15 protein-coding genes are annotated in these 22,056 nt (G+C 73.2%); 12 read left to right on the top strand and 3 right to left on the bottom strand.

The features are described from left to right. Window positions 1-52: 52 nt before the first annotated feature. Window positions 53-277 carry a hypothetical protein gene (locus tag AC3EVP_RS18690; RefSeq protein WP_335970996.1) on the top strand — a complete coding sequence of 75 codons (225 nt, stop codon included), beginning with the start codon at window positions 53-55 and terminating at the stop codon, window positions 275-277. Between the two features lie 98 nt (window positions 278-375). Here the strand turns inward: AC3EVP_RS18690 and AC3EVP_RS18685 are convergent, their stop codons facing one another. Both AC3EVP_RS18685 and AC3EVP_RS18680 read right to left on the bottom strand, forming a co-directional pair. Then, the gene (locus tag AC3EVP_RS18685; protein WP_435131214.1) at window positions 376-3,984 is read right to left on the bottom strand and encodes a S41 family peptidase; all 3,609 of its coding nucleotides are present in this window, start codon (window positions 3,982-3,984) and stop codon (window positions 376-378) included. Between the two features lie 133 nt (window positions 3,985-4,117). Further along, entirely contained in the window at window positions 4,118-5,806 is a 1,689-nt protein-coding gene (locus AC3EVP_RS18680; RefSeq protein ID WP_435131212.1) for an FAD-binding dehydrogenase, read from the bottom strand. A 615-nt stretch (window positions 5,807-6,421) separates the two neighbouring features. Between AC3EVP_RS18680 and AC3EVP_RS18675 the strand changes: the two genes are divergently transcribed. From AC3EVP_RS18675 to AC3EVP_RS18665, 3 genes are all read left to right on the top strand, one after another. After that, window positions 6,422-8,227, top strand: a complete 1,806-nt coding sequence (locus tag AC3EVP_RS18675) for a glycoside hydrolase family 6 protein (protein ID WP_435131210.1) — start codon at window positions 6,422-6,424, stop codon at window positions 8,225-8,227. 186 nt (window positions 8,228-8,413) lie between these two features. Then, entirely contained in the window at window positions 8,414-9,694 is a 1,281-nt protein-coding gene (locus AC3EVP_RS18670) for a serine hydrolase domain-containing protein (protein WP_435131209.1), read from the top strand. 4 nt (window positions 9,695-9,698) lie between these two features. Further along, window positions 9,699-10,487, top strand: coding sequence for an SDR family NAD(P)-dependent oxidoreductase (locus AC3EVP_RS18665; protein WP_435131207.1), 789 nt, complete (start codon window positions 9,699-9,701; stop codon window positions 10,485-10,487). Between the two features lie 114 nt (window positions 10,488-10,601). On the opposite strand, the gene AC3EVP_RS18660 is transcribed toward AC3EVP_RS18665, so the two are convergent. Then, window positions 10,602-12,311: a dolichyl-phosphate-mannose--protein mannosyltransferase gene (locus AC3EVP_RS18660; protein ID WP_435131340.1), complete on the bottom strand. Its 1,710-nt coding sequence runs from the start codon at window positions 12,309-12,311 to the stop codon at window positions 10,602-10,604. 323 nt (window positions 12,312-12,634) lie between these two features. Here AC3EVP_RS18660 and rsmI point away from each other — a divergent pair, with 323 nt between their 5' ends. The 8 genes from rsmI (at window position 12,635) to AC3EVP_RS18620 (ending at window position 22,042) form a co-directional block, all read left to right on the top strand. After that, window positions 12,635-13,471: a 16S rRNA (cytidine(1402)-2'-O)-methyltransferase gene (rsmI, locus tag AC3EVP_RS18655; protein WP_435131338.1), complete on the top strand. Its 837-nt coding sequence runs from the start codon at window positions 12,635-12,637 to the stop codon at window positions 13,469-13,471. Window positions 13,472-13,781: 310 nt separating this feature from the next. Continuing rightward, window positions 13,782-14,327: a hypothetical protein gene (locus AC3EVP_RS18650; RefSeq protein ID WP_435131206.1), complete on the top strand. Its 546-nt coding sequence runs from the start codon at window positions 13,782-13,784 to the stop codon at window positions 14,325-14,327. Window positions 14,328-14,337: 10 nt separating this feature from the next. Then, complete coding sequence (locus AC3EVP_RS18645; protein ID WP_435131204.1) at window positions 14,338-15,213, top strand: TatD family hydrolase; 876 nt, start codon at window positions 14,338-14,340, stop codon at window positions 15,211-15,213. A gap of 23 nt (window positions 15,214-15,236) precedes the next feature. Next, a complete protein-coding gene (gene rsmA / locus AC3EVP_RS18640) occupies window positions 15,237-16,106 on the top strand; it encodes a 16S rRNA (adenine(1518)-N(6)/adenine(1519)-N(6))-dimethyltransferase RsmA (protein ID WP_335971008.1) in 870 nt (289 codons plus the stop codon). A 91-nt stretch (window positions 16,107-16,197) separates the two neighbouring features. After that, entirely contained in the window at window positions 16,198-17,106 is a 909-nt protein-coding gene (locus AC3EVP_RS18635) for a 4-(cytidine 5'-diphospho)-2-C-methyl-D-erythritol kinase (protein WP_435131336.1), read from the top strand. A 178-nt stretch (window positions 17,107-17,284) separates the two neighbouring features. After that, the gene (locus AC3EVP_RS18630; protein ID WP_435131202.1) at window positions 17,285-19,150 is read left to right on the top strand and encodes an ABC-F family ATP-binding cassette domain-containing protein; all 1,866 of its coding nucleotides are present in this window, start codon (window positions 17,285-17,287) and stop codon (window positions 19,148-19,150) included. 283 nt (window positions 19,151-19,433) lie between these two features. After that, on the top strand, window positions 19,434-21,200 hold the full coding sequence (locus tag AC3EVP_RS18625) for an outer membrane protein assembly factor BamB family protein (protein ID WP_435131201.1): 1,767 nt from the start codon (window positions 19,434-19,436) through the stop codon (window positions 21,198-21,200). 164 nt (window positions 21,201-21,364) lie between these two features. Next, window positions 21,365-22,042, top strand: coding sequence for a helix-turn-helix transcriptional regulator (locus tag AC3EVP_RS18620; protein ID WP_335971014.1), 678 nt, complete (start codon window positions 21,365-21,367; stop codon window positions 22,040-22,042). Window positions 22,043-22,056 lie beyond the last annotated feature (14 nt).

The following is a 22,056-nucleotide window of genomic DNA, read 5'->3' as shown; positions in this document are numbered from 1 at the left end:
TCATGTAACTCTTGTCGAGGCCCCATTCCCCAACTCCACAGGAGGAGTCACCATGGGTGCTTTCGATCAGTTCAAGGACAAGGCTGAGGACTACGCCGAGCAGGCCAAGGGCGCGCGTGGCGACCGGCGGGACAAGTCCGCCGATGCCCAGAACCCCGAGCAGGCCCAGCGCGGCATGCGCCAGGAGGCGCAGGAGCGCCGTTCCGACCTCGAGGACCAGGTGTCGCGTCGCATGGGCCGCGAGTCCGAGGACGGCAGCCAGGACGACCAGGCCTGACGTTCTTGAGCTGACGCCGGCGTCGCGCAGCGCGCGGACGCCGTGACACGGAAGGGGCGCCCCCTGCGGGCGCCCCTTCTGCGTTGCCGGTTCGCACCCTAGGAGCGCGGGGGCAGCGGCGGGCGGGCGCGGTTGGGGCGGGACGACAGGTCGGGCGGTACCGCCGCTGGGTGTTCGCCGAGCAGCGACAGTGCCTCGCGGACGGCGACGGCGAGTTGGCCGTGCCTGCCTTCCGCCCAGTCCAGCGGGGTGCGCAGGCACTCGATGTCGGGTGCGACGCCATGGTTCTCGATGGACCAGCCGTAGGCGTCGAACCAGGCGGCGTTCATCGGGACGGTGATGACGGTGTTGTCACCTAGGCGGTGGCGGCCGGTCATTCCGACGACGCCACCCCAGGTGCGCAGGCCGACGACCGGGCCGAGCCGCAGCAGTTTGAACGCGGCGGTGATCATGTCGCCGTCGGACGACGTGGCTTCGTCGGCGACCGCGACGACCGGGCCGCGCGGGGCGTTGCCCGCGTAGGACACCGGTTGGGCGTTGCGGGTGACGTCCCAGCCGAGCACCGTGCGGGTGAGCTTCTCGATGACCAGTTCGCTGATGTTGCCGCCTGCGTTGCCGCGTACGTCCACCAGCAGGGCGTCGTAGGCGACTTCCTTGCGCAGGTCGCGGTTGAACTGTGCCCAGCCCGAGCCGCCCATGTCGGGGATGTGCAGGTAGCCGCAGCGGCCGCCGCTGAGGTGCCGGACGACGCTGCGCCGTTTGGCCACCCAGTGCTGGTAGCGCAGCGGACGGTCGTCCACGAGCGGCACCACGGCGATGCGGCGGGGCGCGCCGCGGCCGCCGGGCGGGGAGAAGGTGAGTTCCACGCTGGTGCCGCCCGCGCCCGACAGCAGGGGGTACGGGCCCGCTTGGGGGTCGACGCGGCGGCCGTCGACGTGGGTGAGGACGGCACCCTCGCGGATGCCCGTGCCGGCCAGCGGCGAGCGCGCCTTGGAGTCCGACGACTCGCCCGGCAGGATGCGGGCGACCGCCCAGTCGCCTTCCTTGGTGCGCTGGAAGTCGGCGCCGAGCAGCCCGATGGGCCGCTGGTAGTGCGGGGGGCCTTCGTTGCGGCGGGCGGGCTGCACGTAGGCGTGCGAGGTGCCCAGCTCGCCGAGCACCTCGCGCAGCAGGTCGGCGAACTCGTCCGGTGTGGCGACGCGTTCGACCAGTGGCCGGTACTGGTCGAGGACCGAGGGCCAGTCGACGCCGCACATGTCCGGTGCCCAGAAGAAGTCGCGGATGAGGCGGCCGGCCTCCGCGTACGACTGGCGCCACTCGGCGGTCGGCTCCACCTCGTGCAGGATGCGGCGCATGTCGACGTAGACGGTGGAGTCGTCGTCGCCCCGTTCGTTGGCGGGCAGCACGGCGAGTTCGCCCTCGTCGAAGACGGCCAGGCGCTGGCCGTCGCCGCTGACGGCGTACCAGTCCATGTGGCGGACCAGCTCGACGCGCTTGGACTTCCCGAGGTTGAAGTACTCCAGGCTTGGGCGGGCCGACGGGTCGGTCGGATTGACGAACGTCTCGCCGAGCGCACCCGAGATCGGCCACCGAAGCCACACCAGACCGCCCTGGACGGGCTCCAGAGCGCTGTACTTCGACGCGGGGACCGGGAAGGGCGTCACCCGGCTGGGAAGCCCCTCAGCCTCCACCACGACCGGTCCGTCGCTGCCGCCCTCGCCCGGGTCCAGGCCGCTGCCGACGGGGCTGCCGTCGACCCGCAGCGCGAACGGCGAGGGCGTCGCGGAGTTCAGCGGCACCAGGTAGGGGCGGCAGCCCAGGGGGAAGGACAGGTCGCCGGTGTGCACGTCGTACACCGGGTCGAAGCCGCGCCACGACAAGAAGGCCAGGTAGCGGCCGTCCCGGGTGAAGACCGGCTGCTCGTCCTCGAAGCGGCCGTTGGTCACGTCGATGATGGTGTGGTCGGTGAGCCGGGCGATCTTGATGGAGCGCAGCGAGCGCCCGACGCCTGGATGCGACCAGGTCAGCCACGCGGAGTCGGGGGAGAAGGCGAGGTCGCGGACCGGGCCGTTGGTGGAGCGGACGAGTTCGTCGACGGTGCCTGTCGCGACGGGCGGGCGGGGCGGACCGTACTCGTCGTCGGGGTCGCCCTCTCCGGTCGCCACCAGCAGCAGCCGCCCGTCGTGGGCGGCGACGGCGAGGACGGCGCCGTCGGGCGAGGAGACCAGTTCCGTGACGCGCCCCAGGCGGCCGACCGCCAAGCGCGCGTGCGGGGTGTCGGGCGCGTCGCCGAAGGGGCTCGGGCCTGTGGCGCCGTCGCCCCGGTCGCCGTCGCCGCCGGCGGGGGCGTAGGACAGGGGGCCCGCATCACCCGGGCGGGTGACTTCGCCCGGCGTCACCTTCGCGCCCGCCGACCCACCCGCACGGGTGAGGTCGCTGGTCCAGCGGACCGCTCCGGTGACGGCCGGGCCGCCGACCGGGACGACATCGGCGGCGATGTCGCCACTGACGCCGTTGCGCGGGGCGAAGACGAGGTCGGCCGCATAGTCGCCGGGGATGTCGCCGACGCTCTCGGGGCCGCGGGTGAGGGCGCGGGAGGCGTGCCCCGGCAGGTGGGCGAGTTCGATGCCGTCCTCGCCCTCGATGTCGGTGACGTAGGCGACCAGGCCGGTGTCGCCGAGCATCTCCGGCAGCCGCACCCGGGCGCCGGGGACGTCGCTGATGGTGCGGGCGGGGCCGTCGCGGTGGGTGAGCCAGTACAGGCTGCCGCGCACGCAGACGGCGCTGGCGCGCCCGGTGCGGTCCATGGCGAGGCCGTCGAGGTTGGAGGCGGCCGGCACCTGGTAGGGGCGGCGGCCGCTGCGCGGCCCGCCCAGGCGCACATCCAGGCGGCGGGGGGCGGCGTCGGCGGACAGGTCGTCGACCAGCCACAGGGCGCCCGCGCACTGGTAGACGACGCGGCTGCCGTCCGTGGCGGCGGACCGGGCGTAGAAGTCCGCGTGGTCGGTGTGGCGGCGCAGGTCGCTGCCGTCGGGGCGGCAGGAGTACAGGTTGCCGATGCCCTCGTGGTCGGAGAGGAACGCGATGCGTCCGGCGACGAACATCGGGGACGACAGGTGACCGTCGAGTTCGGCCACCAGGCGCTCGCCGTGCAACCACAGGCGGCCGGTGGCGCCGCCGCGGTAGCGCTTCCAGGCGTGCGGTTCGTGCGGCGGGGTGCCGGTGAGCAGCAGGGTGCGCCGCTCCCCGTCCTCGCAGTCGTGCACGGCGATGTCGGAGACCGGCCCCCAGGGCAGCGGGGCACCGGGCTCGTGCTCTGTCGGCACGCTGTGCGCCCAGGTGTGATAGGCGAACGGCTGGCCGTGTGAGGAGACCGCGAGGATGTGGCCGTCAGGCGTCCAGGAGCACACCCGGGTGTCGGAACTGCCCCAGTAGGTGAGGCGGCGCGGGGAGCCCCCGTCCACGGGGACGACGTACACCTCGGGGTCCAGGCTGCGCCAGGTGGTGAAGGCGATGGAGGCGCCGTCGGGTGAGATGCGGGGCACGCCGACCCGGGTGCGGTCGGCGGTCACCCGCCACGCGCGCCCGGGAGCGCTGCCCGGCGGCCCGAGCGGGGCCACCCAGATGTCGTCCTCCGCGGCGAAACTGAGCAGGTCGCCGTGCAGGTGGGGGAACCGGAGGTACGCGCCGTCGCTCACCCCTCCCATGGTTCGGGGCGCCCGCGGGGCGGGCAACTTTTCACGCCGCCGCGCGCCCCCGCCCTGCACCAGTACGCCCCACACGGATACCGCGCGCCCGGGCGCGGGTCGCCTCGCGCCCGGCGCCCGGACGCACTTGCGCTCACGCCGTGGCGCGAGCCGCCGCGCGCCCCGCCGTACGCCCCGAGAACAGGCAGCCGCCGAGGAACGTGCCCTCCAGGGACCGGTAGCCGTGCATCCCGCCGCCGCCGAACCCGGCCGCCTCGCCGGCCGCGTACAGGCCCGCCAGAGGCTCGCCGCGGCCCGCCGCGCCCTCTTCGCCGCCGGGGGCGGCTCCGGCCAGCACACGGCCGTCCAGATCGGTTTCCAGGCCGCCCAGCGACTTGCGGGTGAGGATGTTGAGCCGGACCGCGATGAGCGGGCCGGCCTTCGGGTCGAGCAGGCGGTGCGGGGCGGCGGTGCGCACCAGCTTGTCGCCGATGTAGTTGCGGGCACCGCGGATCGCGGTGACCTGGAGGTCCTTGGTGTAGGTGTTGGCGATCTCCCGGTCGCGGGCCTCGATCTCGCCGCGCAGCGCGGCCTCGTCGATGAGGCCGCCGCCCGTGATCGCGTTCATGCCGCGCACCAAGGCGCCCAGGTCGCGTTCGACGACGAAGTCGACACCGTGCTGCTTGAACGCCTCGACCGGCCCCGGGGCGCCGGGCAGCGCCCGCTTGAACACCTCGCGCACGCTCTTTCCGGTCAGGTCCGGGTTCTGCTCGGAGCCCGACAGCGCGAACTCCTTCTCGATGATCTTCTGGGTGAGGACGAACCACGTGTACTCGTGCCCGGTGCTCATGATGTGTTCCAAGGTGCCCAGGGTGTCGAAGCCGGGAAAATACGGCACCGGCAGGCGCTTGCCGGTCGCATCCAGCCACAGGGAGGACGGGCCGGGCAGGATGCGGATGCCGTGCCGGGCCCAGATCGGGTTCCAGTTCTCGATGCCCTCGGTGTAGTGCCACATGCGGTCGCCGTTGATGAGGCGGCCGCCCGCGGTCTCGGTGATGCCGAGCATCAGGCCGTCGACGTGCGCGGGGACGCCGGACAGCAGCTTGGTGGGTGCGGTGCCCAGACGCTTCGGCCAGGCGGCGCGCACCAGGTCGTGGTTGCCGCCGATGCCTCCGGATGTGACCACCACGGCCTGGGCGCGGAGTTCGAAGTCGTCCACGACCTCGCGGGAACTGGCCACGCCGCGGGCCACGCCGCTCGGCGCCAGCACCTCGCCCGCCACGCCGTCCACGGCGCCGTCGGTCTTCGTCAGGGACGTCACCCGGTGCCGGAAGCGCAACTCGACACGGCCGCGGGCGACCGCGTCGCGCACCCGCTGCTCGAAGGGCGCGACGACACCCGGGCCGGTGCCCCAGGTGATGTGGAAGCGCGGCACAGAGTTGCCGGGGCCGGTCGCCAGGAAGCCGCCGCGTTCGGCCCAGCCGACCACCGGGAAGACCCGCAGGCCGCGGTCGTGCAGCCAGGCGCGCTTCTCGCCGGCGGCGAAGTGCACGTAGGCCTCCGCCCAGCGGCGCGGCCAGTGGTCCTCGGGGCGGTCGAAGCCCGCGGTGCCGAGCCAGTCCTGCCAGGCGAGGTCCGCGCTGTCCTTGATGCGCATCCGGCGCTGCTCGGGGGAGTCGACGAAGAACAGCCCGCCGAACGACCAGAAGGCCTGCCCGCCCAGGGACGCTTCCGGCTCCTGGTCGAGGAGGATCACCTTGCGGCCCGCCTCGGCCAGTTCCACCGTGGCCACGAGTCCGGCCAGCCCCGCGCCCACCACCACGACGTCCGCGTCCAGCGCCATCGGCCCGCTCCCTCGGTCATCCTTACTCGCCGGTAGAACCTCAGGGGAGCACGTTACGCGACCGTGTCGGCGCGGCAAGGGGTTGCGTACGAACCGGTTCCCCGGCCTCCCCGGCGAGCAGCACCAAGGCGGCGGACGGCCGCCTCGACAGCAGGTGAATGTGCGTTCACCTCCCGCCCTCTTCGCACTGCCGCGCCCCGCACCCGATGTGACCTCACCCGTTCAGGTGACTGCGCCTCGCCGCCCGGTGCCCGCTGCTCAGCGTCTGCGACCTCACCTGTACGGCCCCAGCAGTCACCCGTACGAGCAGTCGAAGCACCATGGCACGTCAATAAGCGGTTCTGTACATCACTTGACGGCATGTCAACGGCAGGTGGTCGAAGTGCGCGACATCGCCCGCGCGCGCCCGCCGCAGCAACGCGACCCTGAGCTGGGGGTCTTGCGGAGCCTGTGCCCGGGTTGTGTTTCAAGCATTGACAGGGATAGGGAGGCTCCTCACTATGGGAGCGCTCCCACGTTAAGAGCGTGTAACTGCACCACGCACCAACGGCAGCACCTCCCATGACCTTTCGACGGAGTGTCGAGGGTCCATCCCCCCAATGGAGGGTCGTTCGCATGGCAGTTCCGATCATTCGAAGGAGAACGGCCGCACTGGCCGCAGGGGCGCTCGTCGTCGCCTCCGGCGCTGTGGCGGCGGCGTTGAGCAGCACCACTGCCCAGGCGGCGTCCAGCGCCTGCTCGGTCGACTACACCGTGTCGTCCCAGTGGGACAGCGGCTTCACCGCATCCGTGACGGTCACCAACAACGGCGCGGCGGCCACGAGCTGGAAGGTCGGCTGGTCGTTCGCCGGCAACCAAAAGGTGACGCAGGGCTGGAGCGCGGACATCAGCCAGAGCGGCGCGGCCGTCACCGCGTCGAACCTGTCGTACAACGGCGCACTGGCCGCCAACGGCACGGTCAGCTTCGGCTTCAACGGGTCGTACAGCGGCACCAACGCGGTGCCCACCGCGTTCACGCTGAACGGCGTCGCGTGCGGCACCGGCAGCGGCGGCACCACCGGCAGCACCACTGGAGGCAGTACCACTGGCGGTAGTACCACCAGCGGTACCACCACCGGCGGCAGCACCACTGGCGGCAGCACGACCCCCCCGCCGACGGGCGGCGACGGCCAGCGGGTGGACAACCCGTACGTGGGTGCGAAGGGGTACGTCAACCCGGAGTGGTCGGCGGAGGCGTCCGCCGACGGCGGCTCGGCGATCGCCGGCCAGTCGACCGCGGTCTGGCTGGACCGGATCGCCGCGATCGACGGTGCCGACGGCGCCATGGGCCTCAAGGACCACCTCGACGAGGCGGTCGCGCAGGCGGGCGGCCAGCCGCTGACGGTCGAGTTCGTCATCTACGACCTGCCCGGCCGCGACTGCTCCGCGCTCGCCTCCAACGGCGAGCTGGGCCCGGACGACCTGTCGACGTACGAGACGCAGTACATCGACCCGATCACGTCGATCATGTCGGACCCGGCGTACGCGAACCTCCGGATCGTCAACATCATCGAGCCGGACTCGCTGCCGAACATCGTCACCAACGCCAGCGGTGAGGCGGGCTCGACGGCCGCCTGCGCCACCATGAAGGCCAACGGCAACTACGAGAAGGGCGTCGGCTACGCGCTCGCCAAGCTCGGCGCGCTGCCGAACACCTACAACTACATCGACGCCGGCCACCACGCGTGGCTCGGCTGGGACAGCAACTTCGTCCCCGCCGCGCAGGAGTTCCTGAAGGCCGCCACCACCAGTGGCGCGACCGTCCACGACGTGCAGGGCTTCATCACCAACACGGCGAACTACAGCGCCACCGTGGAGCCCAACTTCAAGGTGACCGACAGCGTCAACGGCACGACCGTGCGGCAGTCCAAGTGGGTCGACTGGAACAACTACGTCGACGAGCAGTCGTACGCCACCGCCCTGCGCACCGAACTGGTCAGCGTCGGCTTCGACAGCAATATAGGGATGCTGATCGACACCGGCCGCAATGGCTGGGGCGGATCGGCGCGGCCCACCGGTCCGGGTGCCACCACCAGCGTCGACACCTATGTGGACGGCGGCCGGATCGACCGGCGCATCCACGCCGGCAACTGGTGCAACCAGTCCGGCGCCGGCATCGGCGAGCGCCCGACCGCGGCCCCGGCCGCAGGGCTGGACGCCTACGTGTGGATCAAGCCCCCGGGTGAGTCGGACGGTTCGAGCAAGGCCATCGCCAACGACGAGGGCAAGGGCTTCGACCAGATGTGCGACCCGACCTACGGCGGCAACGCGCGCAACGGCAACAACCCGACCGGCGCCCTGCCGGACTCGCCGCTCGCGGGCCACTGGTTCTCGGCACAGTTCCACCAGCTCCTGCAGAACGCGTACCCGCCGCTGTCGTAGCCTCCTGACCGTCCTCGGCAGGTAAGGCGGCGAATCCCCCCACCAGGCCCGCGGTGGGGCCGCTCCCGGGTCACCACGACCGGGACGGCCCCGCCGCGGGCCCGTCGCGTGCCGCCCGCCGCCGGTTCGTACGATCGGGGGGTACGGGGCAGGTGGGCGGGGGTGTGTTCCGGGAGGGCACGGAGGATGAGCAGCGAGGGCGCGCAGGACGCGTACGGCGGGCACGAAGGCGCGGACGGCGCCACGACGGTGCATGGGGCGGTCGCGGACGGCTGGGAGCCGGTGCGGGAGACCTTCGCGGAGAACTTCGGGCGGCGCGGGGACGTCGGGGCCGCCGTGGCGCTCTACCACGACGGCCGGCCGGTGGTGGACCTGTGGGCCGGGCGTACGGGCTTCGACGGCGGCGGGCCGTGGCGGCGCGATACCGTGCAGGTCGTCAGGTCGGCGGGCAAGGGGGTCGGGGCGGTGTGCCTGCTGCTGCTCCACCAGCGCGGGCAGTTGGACCTCGACGCGCCCGTGTACACGTACTGGCCCGAGTTCAAGGCGGCGGGCAAGGACCGGGTGACGGTGCGGGACGTGCTGGCGCACCGGGCCGGGGTCCCCGCGCTGGACACGCCGCTCACGCCGCAGGAGGCGGTCGACGGGGTGTCGGGGCCGCGGGCGGTCGCCGCCCAGGCGCCGCTGTTCTCGGTGGGGCGCGAGCACGGATACCACGCGCAGACGTTCAGTTGGCTGGTCGGGGAACTGGTGCTGCGGGTCAGCGGCCGGAGCATCGGCCGGTACGTCGCCGAGGAACTGGCCGGGCCGCTCGGCCTCGACCTGTGGATGGGACTGCCCGACGACCAGGCGCACCGCGTCGGCCGGATCGGCCCCGTCAGCACTCCCGAGCCGCCCGCGTCCGGCGGGCTGCGCGCCCGCCCGAAGCGCAGCGTCAAGGACGCCTACGGCGACCCCGAGTCGCTCACCAGCCGGGCGTTCGCCGCGATCACGCCGCCGCCGGACGAGAACGACCCCGGCTACCGGGCCGGCGAGCTGGCGGCGTCGGGCACCATCACCACGGCGCGGTCGCTGGCGCGCTGCTACGCGGCGCTGCTCGGCGACGTGACGGCCGAAGCGACAACCGAAGTGGCGGACGGCGGGGCCGGCGGCGGCTTGGCCACGGGCGTGGGGCGGCGGCTGTTCGACCCTGACACCCTGGCGGCGGCGCGCACCATGGAGGCAGACGGGCCGGACCGGGTGCTGGTCGTCAACACCCGTTTCGGGCTGGGCTTCATGCTGCACGGGCCAGCCTCGCCGCTGCTGGCCGCGGGGTCGTTCGGGCACCCGGGGCGCGGAGGGTCGCTCGGTTTCGCGGACCCGGAGAGCGGGATCGGCTTCGCGTATGTCACCAACGGGCTGCAGCGCAACGTCACCGCGGACCCCCGGGCCCAGGCTCTGGCCAGGGCGGTTCGCCAGTGCCTACGCTGAACGGGTGACTGGACGCTTTGACGGGTACGGCGTGGTGGTGACCGGGGCGGCTCGCGGCATCGGTGAGGCGACGGCGCGCAGATTCGCCGACGAGGGAGCGGGGGTGCTCATCGCCGACCTGGACGGCGTGGCGGCGTCGCGTACGGCCGCCGCGATCCGGGCGGACGGCGGCCGGGCGGAGGCGGTGCGCTGCGACGTCGCGGAACGCGCCTCGGTGGACGCGGCGATCACCCGCGCGGTCGACGTGTTCGGCACCCTGGATGTCCTGGTGAACAACGCCTATTCGTGCGGTGAGCACCATGATGACTTCACCCTTGAGACTGACGAGTCGTGGCAGCACGACCTCAATGTCACCCTCAGCGGTGCGATGAGATGCTCGCGCGCCGCTCTTCCGCACCTCATGAACGCGCCCCGGCGGCGCGGCGCGATCGTCAACATCGGTTCCGTCAATGGCTTGTCGTACTTCGGCAACCACTCCTACAGCGCGGCCAAGGCCGGCCTGGTGTCACTGACCCGCACCCTCGCGGTGCATGCGGCGCCGGACGGGGTGCGGGTCAACCTCGTGGCGCCCGGCACGATCCGCACCCCGGCGTGGGCGGGGCGCGAGGCGTCGCTCGCCAAGGCCGCGGAGGTGTATCCGCTGGGGCGGATCGGTGAGCCGGCCGACATCGCCGCGGCCGTCGCGTTCCTCGCGTCGCGGGACGCCTCCTGGATCACCGGAGTCACCCTCCCGGTGGACGGCGGCATCCTGCCCAGCAACCCCGGTTTCACGAACGCCCTCGCGGACGAGTAGGGCAGCACCTCGGCACTTCAGCACCTCGGCAGCTGAGCACCTCAGCACCTCTTCTCCTTTGGTCCTCAAGATGACTTGAGGACCAAAGGAGAAGAGGTCATGACCTGATGCCGGTCAGATCCAGGAGTCCAGCCACATCCTGGCCTGCCAGGAGTGGTAGGGGATCGTCATGCCCGTGTAGATCGGGAAGAAGTAGATGAAGTTCCAGATGATGAGGAGTACGAGGGTGCCGGCGCCGACGGCGCCCCACATGCGTCTGGTCTCGGTGGCTTCGCGTGGGCCGAGGAAGGCGCCGATCATCATGGTGACCGCGAGGCAGAGGTAGGGCACGAAGGCGACGGCGTAGAAGTAGAAGATGGTGCGGTCCTGGTAGTGGAACCAGGGGAGCAGGCCGGCGCCCGCGGCGCAGAGGATCGCGCCGGCGCGCCAGTCGCGGCGGGCGATCCAGCGGTAGAGCAGGTAGACGAGGGCGAAGCAGGCCGACCACCACAGCAGCGGGGTGCCGAGGGCGAGGATCTCGCGGGCGCAGCCTTCGGTGGCGGTGCAGCCGTCCTGCCCGATCTTCGGGGACTCGAAGTAGTACGAGACCGGCCGGCCCAGGACCAGCCAGCTCCAGGGGTTGGACTGGTAGGGGTGGTAGGTGTGCAGGCCGACGTTGAACTTGTACACGTCGTGCTCGTAGTGCCACAGGCTGCGCAGCGGGGCCGGGATGAAGGACCAGAGTCCGCCGCGGCCGTCGGCCCAGTGCCGGTCGTAGCCGTCGCTGGACAGGAACCAGCCGGTCCAGGTGAGCAGGTAGGTGACCACGGCGATCGGCAGCATCGTGAGCACCGACCAGCCGAAGTCCTTGCGCAGGACGGCCAGGTACGGGCTGCGGGAGCCGGCGACGCGCCGTGAGCCGACGTCCCACAGCAGCGTGAGGATCATGAAGAAGGCGAGGAAGTACATGCCGTTCCACTTGCTGGAAGCGGCGAGGCCGAGGAGCACGGCCGCGGCGACGCGCCAGGGGCGCCAGCCCATGCCCTGGCGGGAGCCGACGGCGTCGTCGGGCCCGGCGAAGCCGTCACCGTCCACCGGGAGGGCCGCGGCCAGGCGGGCGCGGGACCAGTCGCGGTCGACCAGCAGGCAGCCGAACGCGGCCAGCGCGAAGAACATGATGAACAGGTCGAGCAGCGCGGTGCGGCTCATCACGAACTCGAGCCCGTCGACCGCCATCAAGGTGCCCGCGATGCAGCCGAGCGCGGTGGAACGGAACAGCCGCCGACCGATCCGGCAGAGCAGGAGCACCGCCAGGGTGCCGACCACGGCCGTCATGAAGCGCCAGCCGAAGGGGTTCAGGCCGAACACCCACTCGCCCGCGCCGATCAGCCACTTGCCGGCGGGCGGGTGCACCACATAGCTGCCGATCTTGGACAGCGGGATGACCTGCGGGTGCGCGAGGATCTGCGGGTTGGAGACCTTGCCGTCCGGCCACGTGCCCTCGTAGCCGTACTTGATCATCGACCAGCCGTCCTTGGCGTAGTACGTCTCGTCGAAGACGACTGCGCGCGGGCTGCCGAGGTGCCAGAAGCGGAGGCCGCCGGCGAGGACCGCGACCAGGAGGGGGCCGAGCCAGCCGGACCACTTCGCCGCCAGGTGGGCCAGGCGCGGGCTCAGCCCGAGCCGTTGCCAGATCCTGGTCCCGGGTTCGGGGAACGGGGGGACCAGGCGCTCGCGGGTGTCGGTCCGGGGCGTTCCGACGTGCCCGAACCCCCGCAGCCGCCGCGCCCACGCGCTCGGCTCCGCCGTTGCCCGGACGCCCTTTTGCGCACGGTCCTGCGCCACGGTCTCACTCGTCACCGGGCCATCGTAGGGAAAGCGTCTGAGATTGCGATGAGCTGTACGCACCGGGAGGCGGCTTTGTCCGGTAATCCGAGCGCGCGATCCGTGTGCGTGATCCGCGCGCCGGTCCGTCTGCCGGGTCCGCGGGGCGGGCCGGCGGGCCGGGCCGCGTACGAGGCCGCACCTAGACTCGGTCCGTGACCAGCTCCTCCGAAGATTCGTCCCAAGATCCCTCCGAAGGCCCGTCCGAAGACCGGGCCGAAGACCCGTCCGAAGGCCCGGCCCACCCCGTCGTCCGGCCCGAGGCCGCCCCCGGGCAGGGCCTCCTGGTCCTGGCCGGCACGCCGATCGGCGACGTCGCGGACGCCCCGCCCCGGCTGGCCGCCGAACTCGCCGCGGCCGACGTCGTGGCGGCCGAGGACACCCGGCGGCTGCGCCGGCTGACCCAGGCGCTCGGCGTGGAACCGGCCGGCCGCGTGGTGTCGTACTTCGAGGGGAACGAGGCGGCCCGTACCGGCGAACTGGCCGACGCGCTGGAGGGTGGTGCGCGGGTGGTGCTGGTGACGGACGCGGGCATGCCGTCGGTGTCCGACCCGGGCTACCGGCTGGTGGCCGCCGCCGTGGAGCGCGGGGTGCGGGTGACGGCGGTGCCGGGGCCGTCGGCGGTGCTGACCGCGCTGGCGGTCTCGGGCCTGCCGGTGGACCGGTTCTGCTTCGAGGGCTTCCTGCCGCGCAAGCCGGGGGAGCGGCTGGCCAGGCTCAAGGAGGTCGCGGCCGACCGCCGCACGCTCGTGTACTTCGAGGCGCCGCACCGGATCGACGACACCCTGGCGGCCATGGCGGAGGTGTTCGGCGCCGAGCGGCGCGCCGCGGTGTGCCGGGAGCTGACCAAGACGTACGAGGAGGTGCGGCGCGGCCCGCTCGCGGAGCTGGCGCGCTGGGCCGCCGAACGGGTGAGGGGCGAGATCACCGTGGTGGTCGAGGGCGCCCCCGCCCCGGAACCGGGCGACGTGGCACCCGAAGAGCTCGTACGGCGGGTCGCGGCCAGGGAGGCGGCCGGGGAGCGCCGCAAGGAGGCGATCGCGGCGGTCGCCGTGGAGGCGGGCGTGCCGAAGCGGGACGTGTTCGACGCGGTGGTGGCGGCCAAGCACGCGAAGACGTGAAGGCGGGCGGAGTCCGCCTCCTTAAAGAACCTGCGGATACGAGCCCGCCTCCTTAAAGAACCCGCGGACACGGGTCCGCCTCTTAAAGAACCTGCGGGTACGAGCACGCCGGTGACGTATACGGCGCTTACCCGGCGTGCGGCCCGGCTGACACGAAGGGCCGGGCAAGACGACCCCGCCGATCTCCCACAAACACGCCAAATCTGACCCAAGTCTCGTCTCGGAGTGCTGCGGTCGGGCCCGGCCGGGCGTTCGCTGGTAGGTGGGAAGTCCCGGTCGGGCAGGGTGTCCGGCGGGCCCAGGAGTGGCCATGAGCGACACCGGCGGAAGCGGAAGCGGAATCGGAAGCGGAATCGGAAGCGGGCCCGCAGACGGGCGTACGGCCGGGTGGGCTGCCGGGCGCACGGACCCGGCCAACGTCAGGGAGGCGTACTCCTTCGCGTGCATGCGCTGCGGGCACGGCTGGGAGCAGGCGTACGAGATCGAGCACCATGTCGACACCTCGGGCCGCCCCTACGTGACGTACCTGGCCGACGGCGCCGCGGTCCCCTCGCCGCTGACCCGGCCCAGCTGCGGGAACTGCGGCGGCCACCTGGTGCGCATCATGCGCGCCGGCCAGGTCGACGAGGCGGTGTCGCGCTGGCACGCGCACGCGCACACGCACACGCCGAGCTCCGCGCGCTCGTCGAGCGTCCCGCACACGTCGAGCGCCCCGCACACGCCGGGCGCCGCGCACCCGCAAGCGAAGCAGGAGCAGCCGCCCGCCGCACCGCACGTACGCCACTGGTCGCTGCTCGCGCTGCTGCACCGCGGGCACGCCGCCCCGCCGCGGACCGCCCGCCGCGCGGCTCCCTAGGATCGGACGCATGCCGACGAAGAACAACGCCGAGCCCGCGCCCGCCCCCGAGCCGCTGCGCGTCCCGGTCGCCGACTCCCACACGCACCTGGACATGCAGTCGGGCACCGTGGAGGAGGCACTCGAGGCGGCCGCCGCGGTAGGGGTGCGGACCCTGATCCAGGTCGGCTGCGACCTGGAGGGCTCGCGCTGGGCGGCGCGCACCGCGGCGCAGTACGAGCAGATCTGGGCGGCGGTGGCGCTGCACCCCAACGAGGCGCCCCGGATCGTGCACGGCGACCCCGACCACTGGTCGCGCCAGGGCGACCGGGAGCCGGGCGGGACGGCGGCCCTGGAAGCGGCGCTCGACGAGATCGACACCCTGGCCGCGCTGCCGCAGGTGCGGGGCGTGGGCGAGACCGGGCTCGACTACTTCCGCACCGGGCCCGACGGCGCGCAGGCCCAGGCGCACTCCTTCCGCCGGCACATCGCGATCGCCAAACGGCACCGCAAGGCGCTGGTCATCCACGACCGGGAGGCGCACGACGACGTACTGCGCATCCTCCAGGAGGAGGGCGCCCCCGACACGGTGCTCTTCCACTGCTTCTCCGGCGACGCGGCCATGGCGCGGCTGTGCGCCGAGCGCGGCTACTACATGTCCTTCGCCGGGAACGTCAGCTACAAGTCGGCGCAGAACCTGCGGGACGCGGTGGCCGCCGCACCGCTGGACCTGCTGCTGGTGGAGACCGACGCGCCGTTCCTCACCCCGGTGCCGCACCGCGGGCGGCCCAACGCGCCCTACCTGATCCCGGTCACCCTGCGCGCGATGGCCGCGGCCAGGGGCGAGGACGAGGACACGGTGGCGGCGGCGGTGGCCCGGAACACGGCGCGGGTCTTCGGGTACTGACGGCTGCGGATAGCCTTGCGGGTGTGAGTACGACAGACCCCGAAGCGCCCGGCGCCCTGCTCGGACCGGCCGACGTGCGCGCGCTGGCCACCGCGCTGGGGGTGCGGCCGACCAAGCAGCGCGGCCAGAACTTCGTGATCGACGCGAACACCGTACGGCGGATCGTGCGCACCGCGGAGGTCGGGCCGGACGACGTGGTGGCGGAGGTCGGGCCGGGGCTCGGGTCGCTCACGCTGGCACTGCTGGAGACCGCGGGCAAGGTCACCGCCGTCGAGATCGATGACGTGCTGGCGGGCGCGCTGCCCGCGACCGTCGCCGCGCGGCTGCCGGCGCGGGCCGGGGACTTCACGCTGGTGCACAGCGACGCGATGGCCCTCGCCGAGCTGCCCGGCCCGCCGCCGACCGCGCTGGTGGCGAACCTCCCCTACAACGTGGCGGTGCCGGTGCTGCTGCACATGCTCGCCACCTTCCCGAGCATCCGCAGGACGCTGGTGATGGTGCAGGCCGAGGTCGCCGACCGGCTCGCGGCGACGCCCGGCAACAAGGTGTACGGGGTGCCGTCGGTGAAGGCGAACTGGTACGCGGAGGTACGGCGCGCGGGCTCGATCGGGCGCAACGTCTTCTGGCCCGCGCCGAACGTCGACTCCGGCCTGGTGTCCCTGGTGCGGCGCGACCCGCCGAAGACCACGGCGACCCGGGCGGAGGTGTTCGCCGTGGTGGACGCGGCCTTCGCGCAGCGCCGCAAGACGCTGCGGGCCGCGCTGTCCGGGTGGGCCGGGTCGGCGGCGGCCGCGGAGGCGGCCCTGGTCGCCGCGGGGGTGCCGCCGCAGGCGCGCGGCGAGGCGCTGACGGTGGAGGAGTTCGCGGCGATCGCCGAGCACCGCGCGGTGTGACGGCCCCGCGCCCCCGGACCTGCCCCGGACCCGACCCGACCCGCCCCGCCCGACGCGAACTTCGAATGTCGTACGAACCGAGGAGAATCTGATCGTGACCGCCGTGACCGTCCGTGTGCCCGCCAAGGTCAACGTGCAGCTCGCCGTCGGCGGGCGGCGGCCGGACGGCTTCCATGACCTGGCGAACGTGTTCCTCGCGGTGGGCCTGTACGACGAGGTGACCGCCGCGCCCGCGGACGGGCTGACGGTCACCGCGCAGGGGCGGGACGTCGAGGGCATCCCGCTGGACCGTACGAACCTCGCCGCGCGGGCCGCGATCGCGCTCGCCGAGCTGCACGGCATCGAGCCGGACGTCCATCTGCACATCGCCAAGGACATCCCGGTGGCCGGGGGGATGGCCGGGGGCAGCGCCGACGGGGCGGGCGCGCTGCTGGCCTGCGACGCGCTGTGGGGGCTGGACACGCCGACCCCGCAGCTGCTGCGGATCGCGGGGGAACTCGGCAGCGACGTGCCGTTCCCGCTGCTCGGCGGCGCCGCGCTCGGGGTCGGGCGCGGGGAGCGGCTGACCGCGCTGGAGGTCAGCGGGACGTTCCACTGGGTGTTCGCGCTGGCCGACGGCGGGCTGTCGACGCCCGAGGTGTACCGGGAGTGCGACCGGCTGCGCCGGGCGGGCGGCAGCGGGGACCTGGCCGGCGAGGTGGCCGAGCCCGCCGTGGACCCGGCACTCGTGGCCGCGCTGGCCGCGGGGGACCCGCACGCTCTCGCCCGGGTGCTGGTCAACGACCTCCAGGACGCGGCGCTGTCCCTGCGTCCGGCACTGGCCGACACGATCGCCGCAGGGCGCGGGGCCGGGGCGCTGGCCGGGATCGTCTCCGGGTCCGGGCCGACCGTGGCCTTCCTCGCCGCGGACGAGGCGGGCGCGGTGAAGATCGCCGACGCGCTCGGCACGTCCGCGCGGATCGCCGCCGCTCCGGCTCCGGGCGCCACCGTCCTCCCGTGACCGGCCCGGGGGCATGCCCCTCACCCGCATTACCCTTGACTCCGCTGTCCCCGCACCCATAGACCCTCGCATCCCCCGCCTCTGAGCCCCCCGCACCCATAGACCCCCCCGTAACCCCCGCCTCTCACCGCCCCGCACCCATAGACCCCCCGTACCGTCCCCCAAGGAAGAGCCGTCCGTGGCCGTCAACCTCGTCAATGTCGAAAGCGTCAGCAAGACCTACGGGACGCGCATGCTGCTCGAAGGGGTGTCGCTCGGGGTCTCCGAGGGGGACCGGATCGGGGTGGTCGGCCGCAATGGCGACGGGAAGACGACGCTGGTGCGCATGCTGGCGCGCCTGGAGGACCCGGACTCGGGGCGCGTGACGCAGCAGGGCGGCCTGCGGCTGGGCGTGCTCACGCAGAACGACTCGCTGGACCCGGCCGCGACCGTGCGCCAGGAGATCGTCGGGGACCGCCCGGACCACGACTGGGCCGGGGACGCGCGGATCAGGGACGTGCTCACCGGACTGTTCGGCGCGCTGGACCTGCCCGGCTTCCAGGACGGCCTGGACACCGTGATCGGCCCGCTGTCCGGCGGCGAGCGGCGCCGGATCGCCCTGGCGAAGCTGCTCATCGGCGAGCAGGACCTGATCGTCCTCGACGAGCCCACCAACCACCTGGACGTGGAGGGCATCGCGTGGCTCGCCGGCCACCTGCGGGCCCGCCGCGCCGCACTGGTCTGCGTCACCCACGACCGCTGGTTCCTGGACCAGGTCTGCACCCGGATGTGGGACGTGCAGCGCGGCAGCGTCTACGAGTACGAGGGCGGCTACAGCGACTACGTGTTCGCGCGCGCCGAGCGGGAGCGGATCGCCGCGACCGAGGAGGCCAAGCGGCAGAACCTGATGCGCAAGGAGCTGGCGTGGCTGCGCCGCGGCGCCCCCGCGCGCACCTCCAAGCCGCGGTTCAGGATCGAGGCGGCCAACGCGCTGATCGAGGACGTGCCGCCGCCGCGCGACAGCGCCGAGCTGATGCGGTTCGCCAACTCCCGGCTCGGCAAGACCGTGTTCGAGCTGGAGGACGCGACGATCACCGCGGGCCCCAAGACGCTGCTGGAGCACATCACCTGGCAGCTCGGTCCGGGCGACCGGATCGGCCTGGTCGGGGTGAACGGCGCGGGCAAGACCTCGCTGCTGCGCGCCCTTGCCGAGGCGGCGGCCAGCGACGGTGAGCGGCAGCCGGCCCGCGGCCGGGTCGTGGTGGGCCGCACCGTCAAACTCGCCTACCTCTCCCAGGAGGTGGCCGAACTCGACCCCGCGCAGCGGGTGCTGCAGTCGGTGGAGTCGGTACGGCAGCGGGTCGACCTCGGCAAGGGCCGGGAGATGACCGCGGGCCAGCTGTGCGAGCGGTTCGGCTTCGGCAAGGAGAAGCAGTGGACGCCGGTCGGCGACCTGTCCGGCGGTGAACGGCGCCGGCTGCAGATCCTGCGGCTGCTGATGGACGAGCCGAACGTGCTCTTCCTCGACGAGCCGACCAACGACCTCGACATCGAGACGCTGACCCAGCTGGAGGACCTGCTCGACGGCTGGCCCGGCTCGATGCTGGTGATCAGCCACGACCGGTACTTCCTGGAGCGCACCACCGACCGGGTGTTCGCGCTGCTCGGCGACCGTACGCTGCGGATGCTGCCGCGCGGTGTGGACGAGTACCTGGAGCGTCGGCAGGCCCTGCTGGCGGCCGCGGCGCCGCCGCCCGCCGGGCAGAAGCAGGCGAACCGGCCCTCGGGCGGCGCCGGTTCGGCGCCGGGTGCCGCCGCCGGTTCCGGCGCGGCCGCCGGTGCGGGCGCCACCGCCCGCGACACCCGCGCGGCGAAGAAGGAACTCCAGCGCGTGGAGCGGCGGTTGGACAAGGTCGGCGAGCGCGAGGGCGAACTGCACGCCCAGATCGCCGAGCACGCCACCGACTTCGAGAAGGTCGCCGCGCTCGACGCGGAACTGCGCGCGCTGCGCGAGGAGCGGGAGGACCTGGAGACGCGCTGGCTGGAGCTGGCCGAGGACGCGTAGCCGGGCGCGCGGGGTGCCCGGGAGCGGGCCGGAGTTGCCGCATCGGTGGGGGACGTGTAGCGGGCTGATAACGGAACAGCGGCGGCCCGCGGCGTCAAGTGGGCCGGGTGATAGAAAGAGTTTCCGCTCCTCCGAAGCGCATTCGCCCGAAGTGCGTCCGCCCGGACCGCGGCCGTCGCCGCCGTGTCCGTCCGGACCGCACCGGAGCGGATGGCCCGCGCTTCGCGCCCCGCACGCCCGCAGCCCGCACGCCCTTTCGCCCGGCCCGAAGAAGGACCTGCTGATGTCGCAGCCGCCCCCGCCCCCCGGCAACCCGCCCCCGTACGGGAGTTCCGGCGGGGCAGTGCCGCCGCCCCCTTCGCAGCCGGACAACCCCTACGCGTCGCCGCCGCCCCCGGGCCAGAACCCGTACGCGGCGCCGACCCAGCCCGCGTTCCCCCAGCAGCAGGCGCCTCAACCCCCGCCCCCGCCGCCCCCGGCGGCGCCCGCCCCGGGCTACGGCTACCCCGGCCCGCCGCCGCAGCAGCCCGCCGCCGGCCAGGGCTACGGCCAGCCCGGTTACGGCCAGCAGCCCCCGCCCGGCCAGCCCGGCTACGGCCAGCAGCCCCCGCCGGGCCCGTACGGCTACCCGCAGCAGGCCCCGCCGCCGCAGTACGGCCAGCAGCCCTACGGCGGGCAGCCCCCGTACGGCATGCAGCCGGGCGGCCCCGGCACCGGCGGGTCGAAGAACAAGCTGTTCGTCATCGTGGCGGCCGTGGTGGCCGCGGTGCTGGTGATCGGCGGCGGCGTGTACCTCGCGACCAGGGGCGGCGGCAAGGACAACCCGGACCCGCAGGCCAGTTCCAGCGGCCCCAGCGGCGGTCCGACCACCGCGGCGCACAAGTCCGAACTGGACTTCAAGTGGGACAAGGACGCCGACACCGTCGCGGAGAAGGACAACCTCAAGGACTCGCTGGGCATCTGGTTCACCGACAAGTACGTGGTGAAGAACCAGATCGGCAAGGTGGTCGGCTACGACGCCACCACCGGCGCCCAGGCGTGGACGATCCCCGCGGCGGGCGGCTCGGACTGCACCGCGGCGCGTGACTCCTACCAGGACATGACCGCCATCCAGTACGGCGCCAAGTGCGACAAGATCATGGCGATCGACCTCGCCACCGGCAAGTCGCTCTGGACGGCGACGCTGCCCGGCACCACCTCGACGTTCACCTACGCCGAGATGGCCGTCAGCGGCGACGCGGTCGGCATCACCTGGGGCGAGGGCTCCGTCGGCTACAAGCTCAGCGACCAGACGAAGCTGTGGCAGGCCGGCGACGGCGACAGCGGCGACAACTGCCGCGACTCCGGGTACGCCGGCGGCGCGCAGTTCGTCGCGGTCCTCGACTGCGACTACGACGCCGCGTACAAGGTGCAGGTCGTCGACCCGGCCAAGTCCGGCGCCCCGAAGTGGACCTGGAACGCGCCCGACGGGCTGCGGGTGAGCGCGGTCGTCTCCACCGACCCGGTGGTGGTGCTGCTCGGCACCGAGGACACCACCTACACCGACGTGGCCTCGCTCGTCGACGGCAAGCTCCAGTCGCGGGTCTCGCTCGGCACGAAGAAGTACCACGTCGACGACGACGGCATCGAGGTGCAGTCCGTGCACAACGTGCTCGTCGACAAGGACACCGTCTACCTGACGCTCGACGGCGCCACCTCCGGCTCCGGCAACGTGCTCAGCGGCATCGCGGCGTTCAACCTGTCGGACGGCAAGCAGAAGTGGGCCGCCAAGCCGACCGGCAACTACGACATCACCGGCATCGGCTTCCAGGACGGCAAGGTCCTCGGCTACGAGGAGCCGCAGTACGACAAGGCGGGCCGGCTCGTCACCCTCGACCCGTCGAGCGGCGCGATCAGCACCTACGCCACGCTCGGCAGCGACGCCTACCAGCGGCTGGAGTCCGTCGGCGACTCCCGCTACCTGGTGTGGCACGACGGCGTCCTCTACCTCGCCTCGAAGACCGTCTACGCCGGCGAGTCCGGCCAGAAATACCTGGTGACGTACAGCTGACCGACGCGCGCCCGGCTCGTCCGGGCGCGCCGGCCGACCGGGTGTTCCCGCGGCGGCCCGTGCTTCCGCACCACGGGGTGCGGTTGGGACCGGCCCGGTCGCGGTATGGACTGGGGACCGGTACCGGCGGCCGTGGGGGCCGCGGGGGATGGGGGAGACCCGAGATGGGTGTACGGCTCGTCGTGGTCGACGACCACCGGCTGCTGGCCGAGGCGCTGGCCTCGGCGCTGAGGCTGCGCGGGCACCGCGTGCTGGCCGCCGCGGCGCCGGCCGCGGGCGCTGCCGACCTGGTGCTCAGCAGGACGCCCGAGGTCTGCCTGTTCGGCACCGCGGCGCCCGCGGAGCCGGGTGCCTTCGACACGGTCGCGCGGATCAAGCGGGAGCGGCCGACGGTGGCCGTGGTGGTGCTGGGCCCGGTGCCCGACCCGCGCGGCATCGCCGCGGCCTTCGCCGCCGGCGCGTCCGGCTACGTCCGGCACGACGAGCGGATCGAGGGCGTCGAGCGGGCCATGGCCAAGGCCAGGACCGGCGAGGTGGCGGTGGCGCAGCAGCTGCTCCAGGGCGCGTTCGCCGAACTGCTCAACCCGGCCCGGCAGCCCGACGACGAGGGCGCCCGGCTGCTGGAGATGCTCACCCCGCGCGAGGTCGAGGTGCTGGTGCGCGTCGCCGAGGGCGAGGACACCCGGGTGATCGCGGCGGGCATGCGGATCGCGCCGAGCACCGCCCGCACGCATGTGCAGCGGGTGCTGATGAAGCTGGGCGTGGGCTCCCGGCTGGAGGCGGCGGCGCTGGCGGCGCGGACCGGGCTGCTGGAGCGCGCGGCGGACGACCCCGCGCGTTGAGCGCGCCCGGCGCC

This window comes from Actinacidiphila sp. bgisy144, assembly GCF_057708105.1.
Note: the sequence above shows the minus strand (reverse complement) of the source record. Positions and strands in the feature narration are given on the sequence as shown.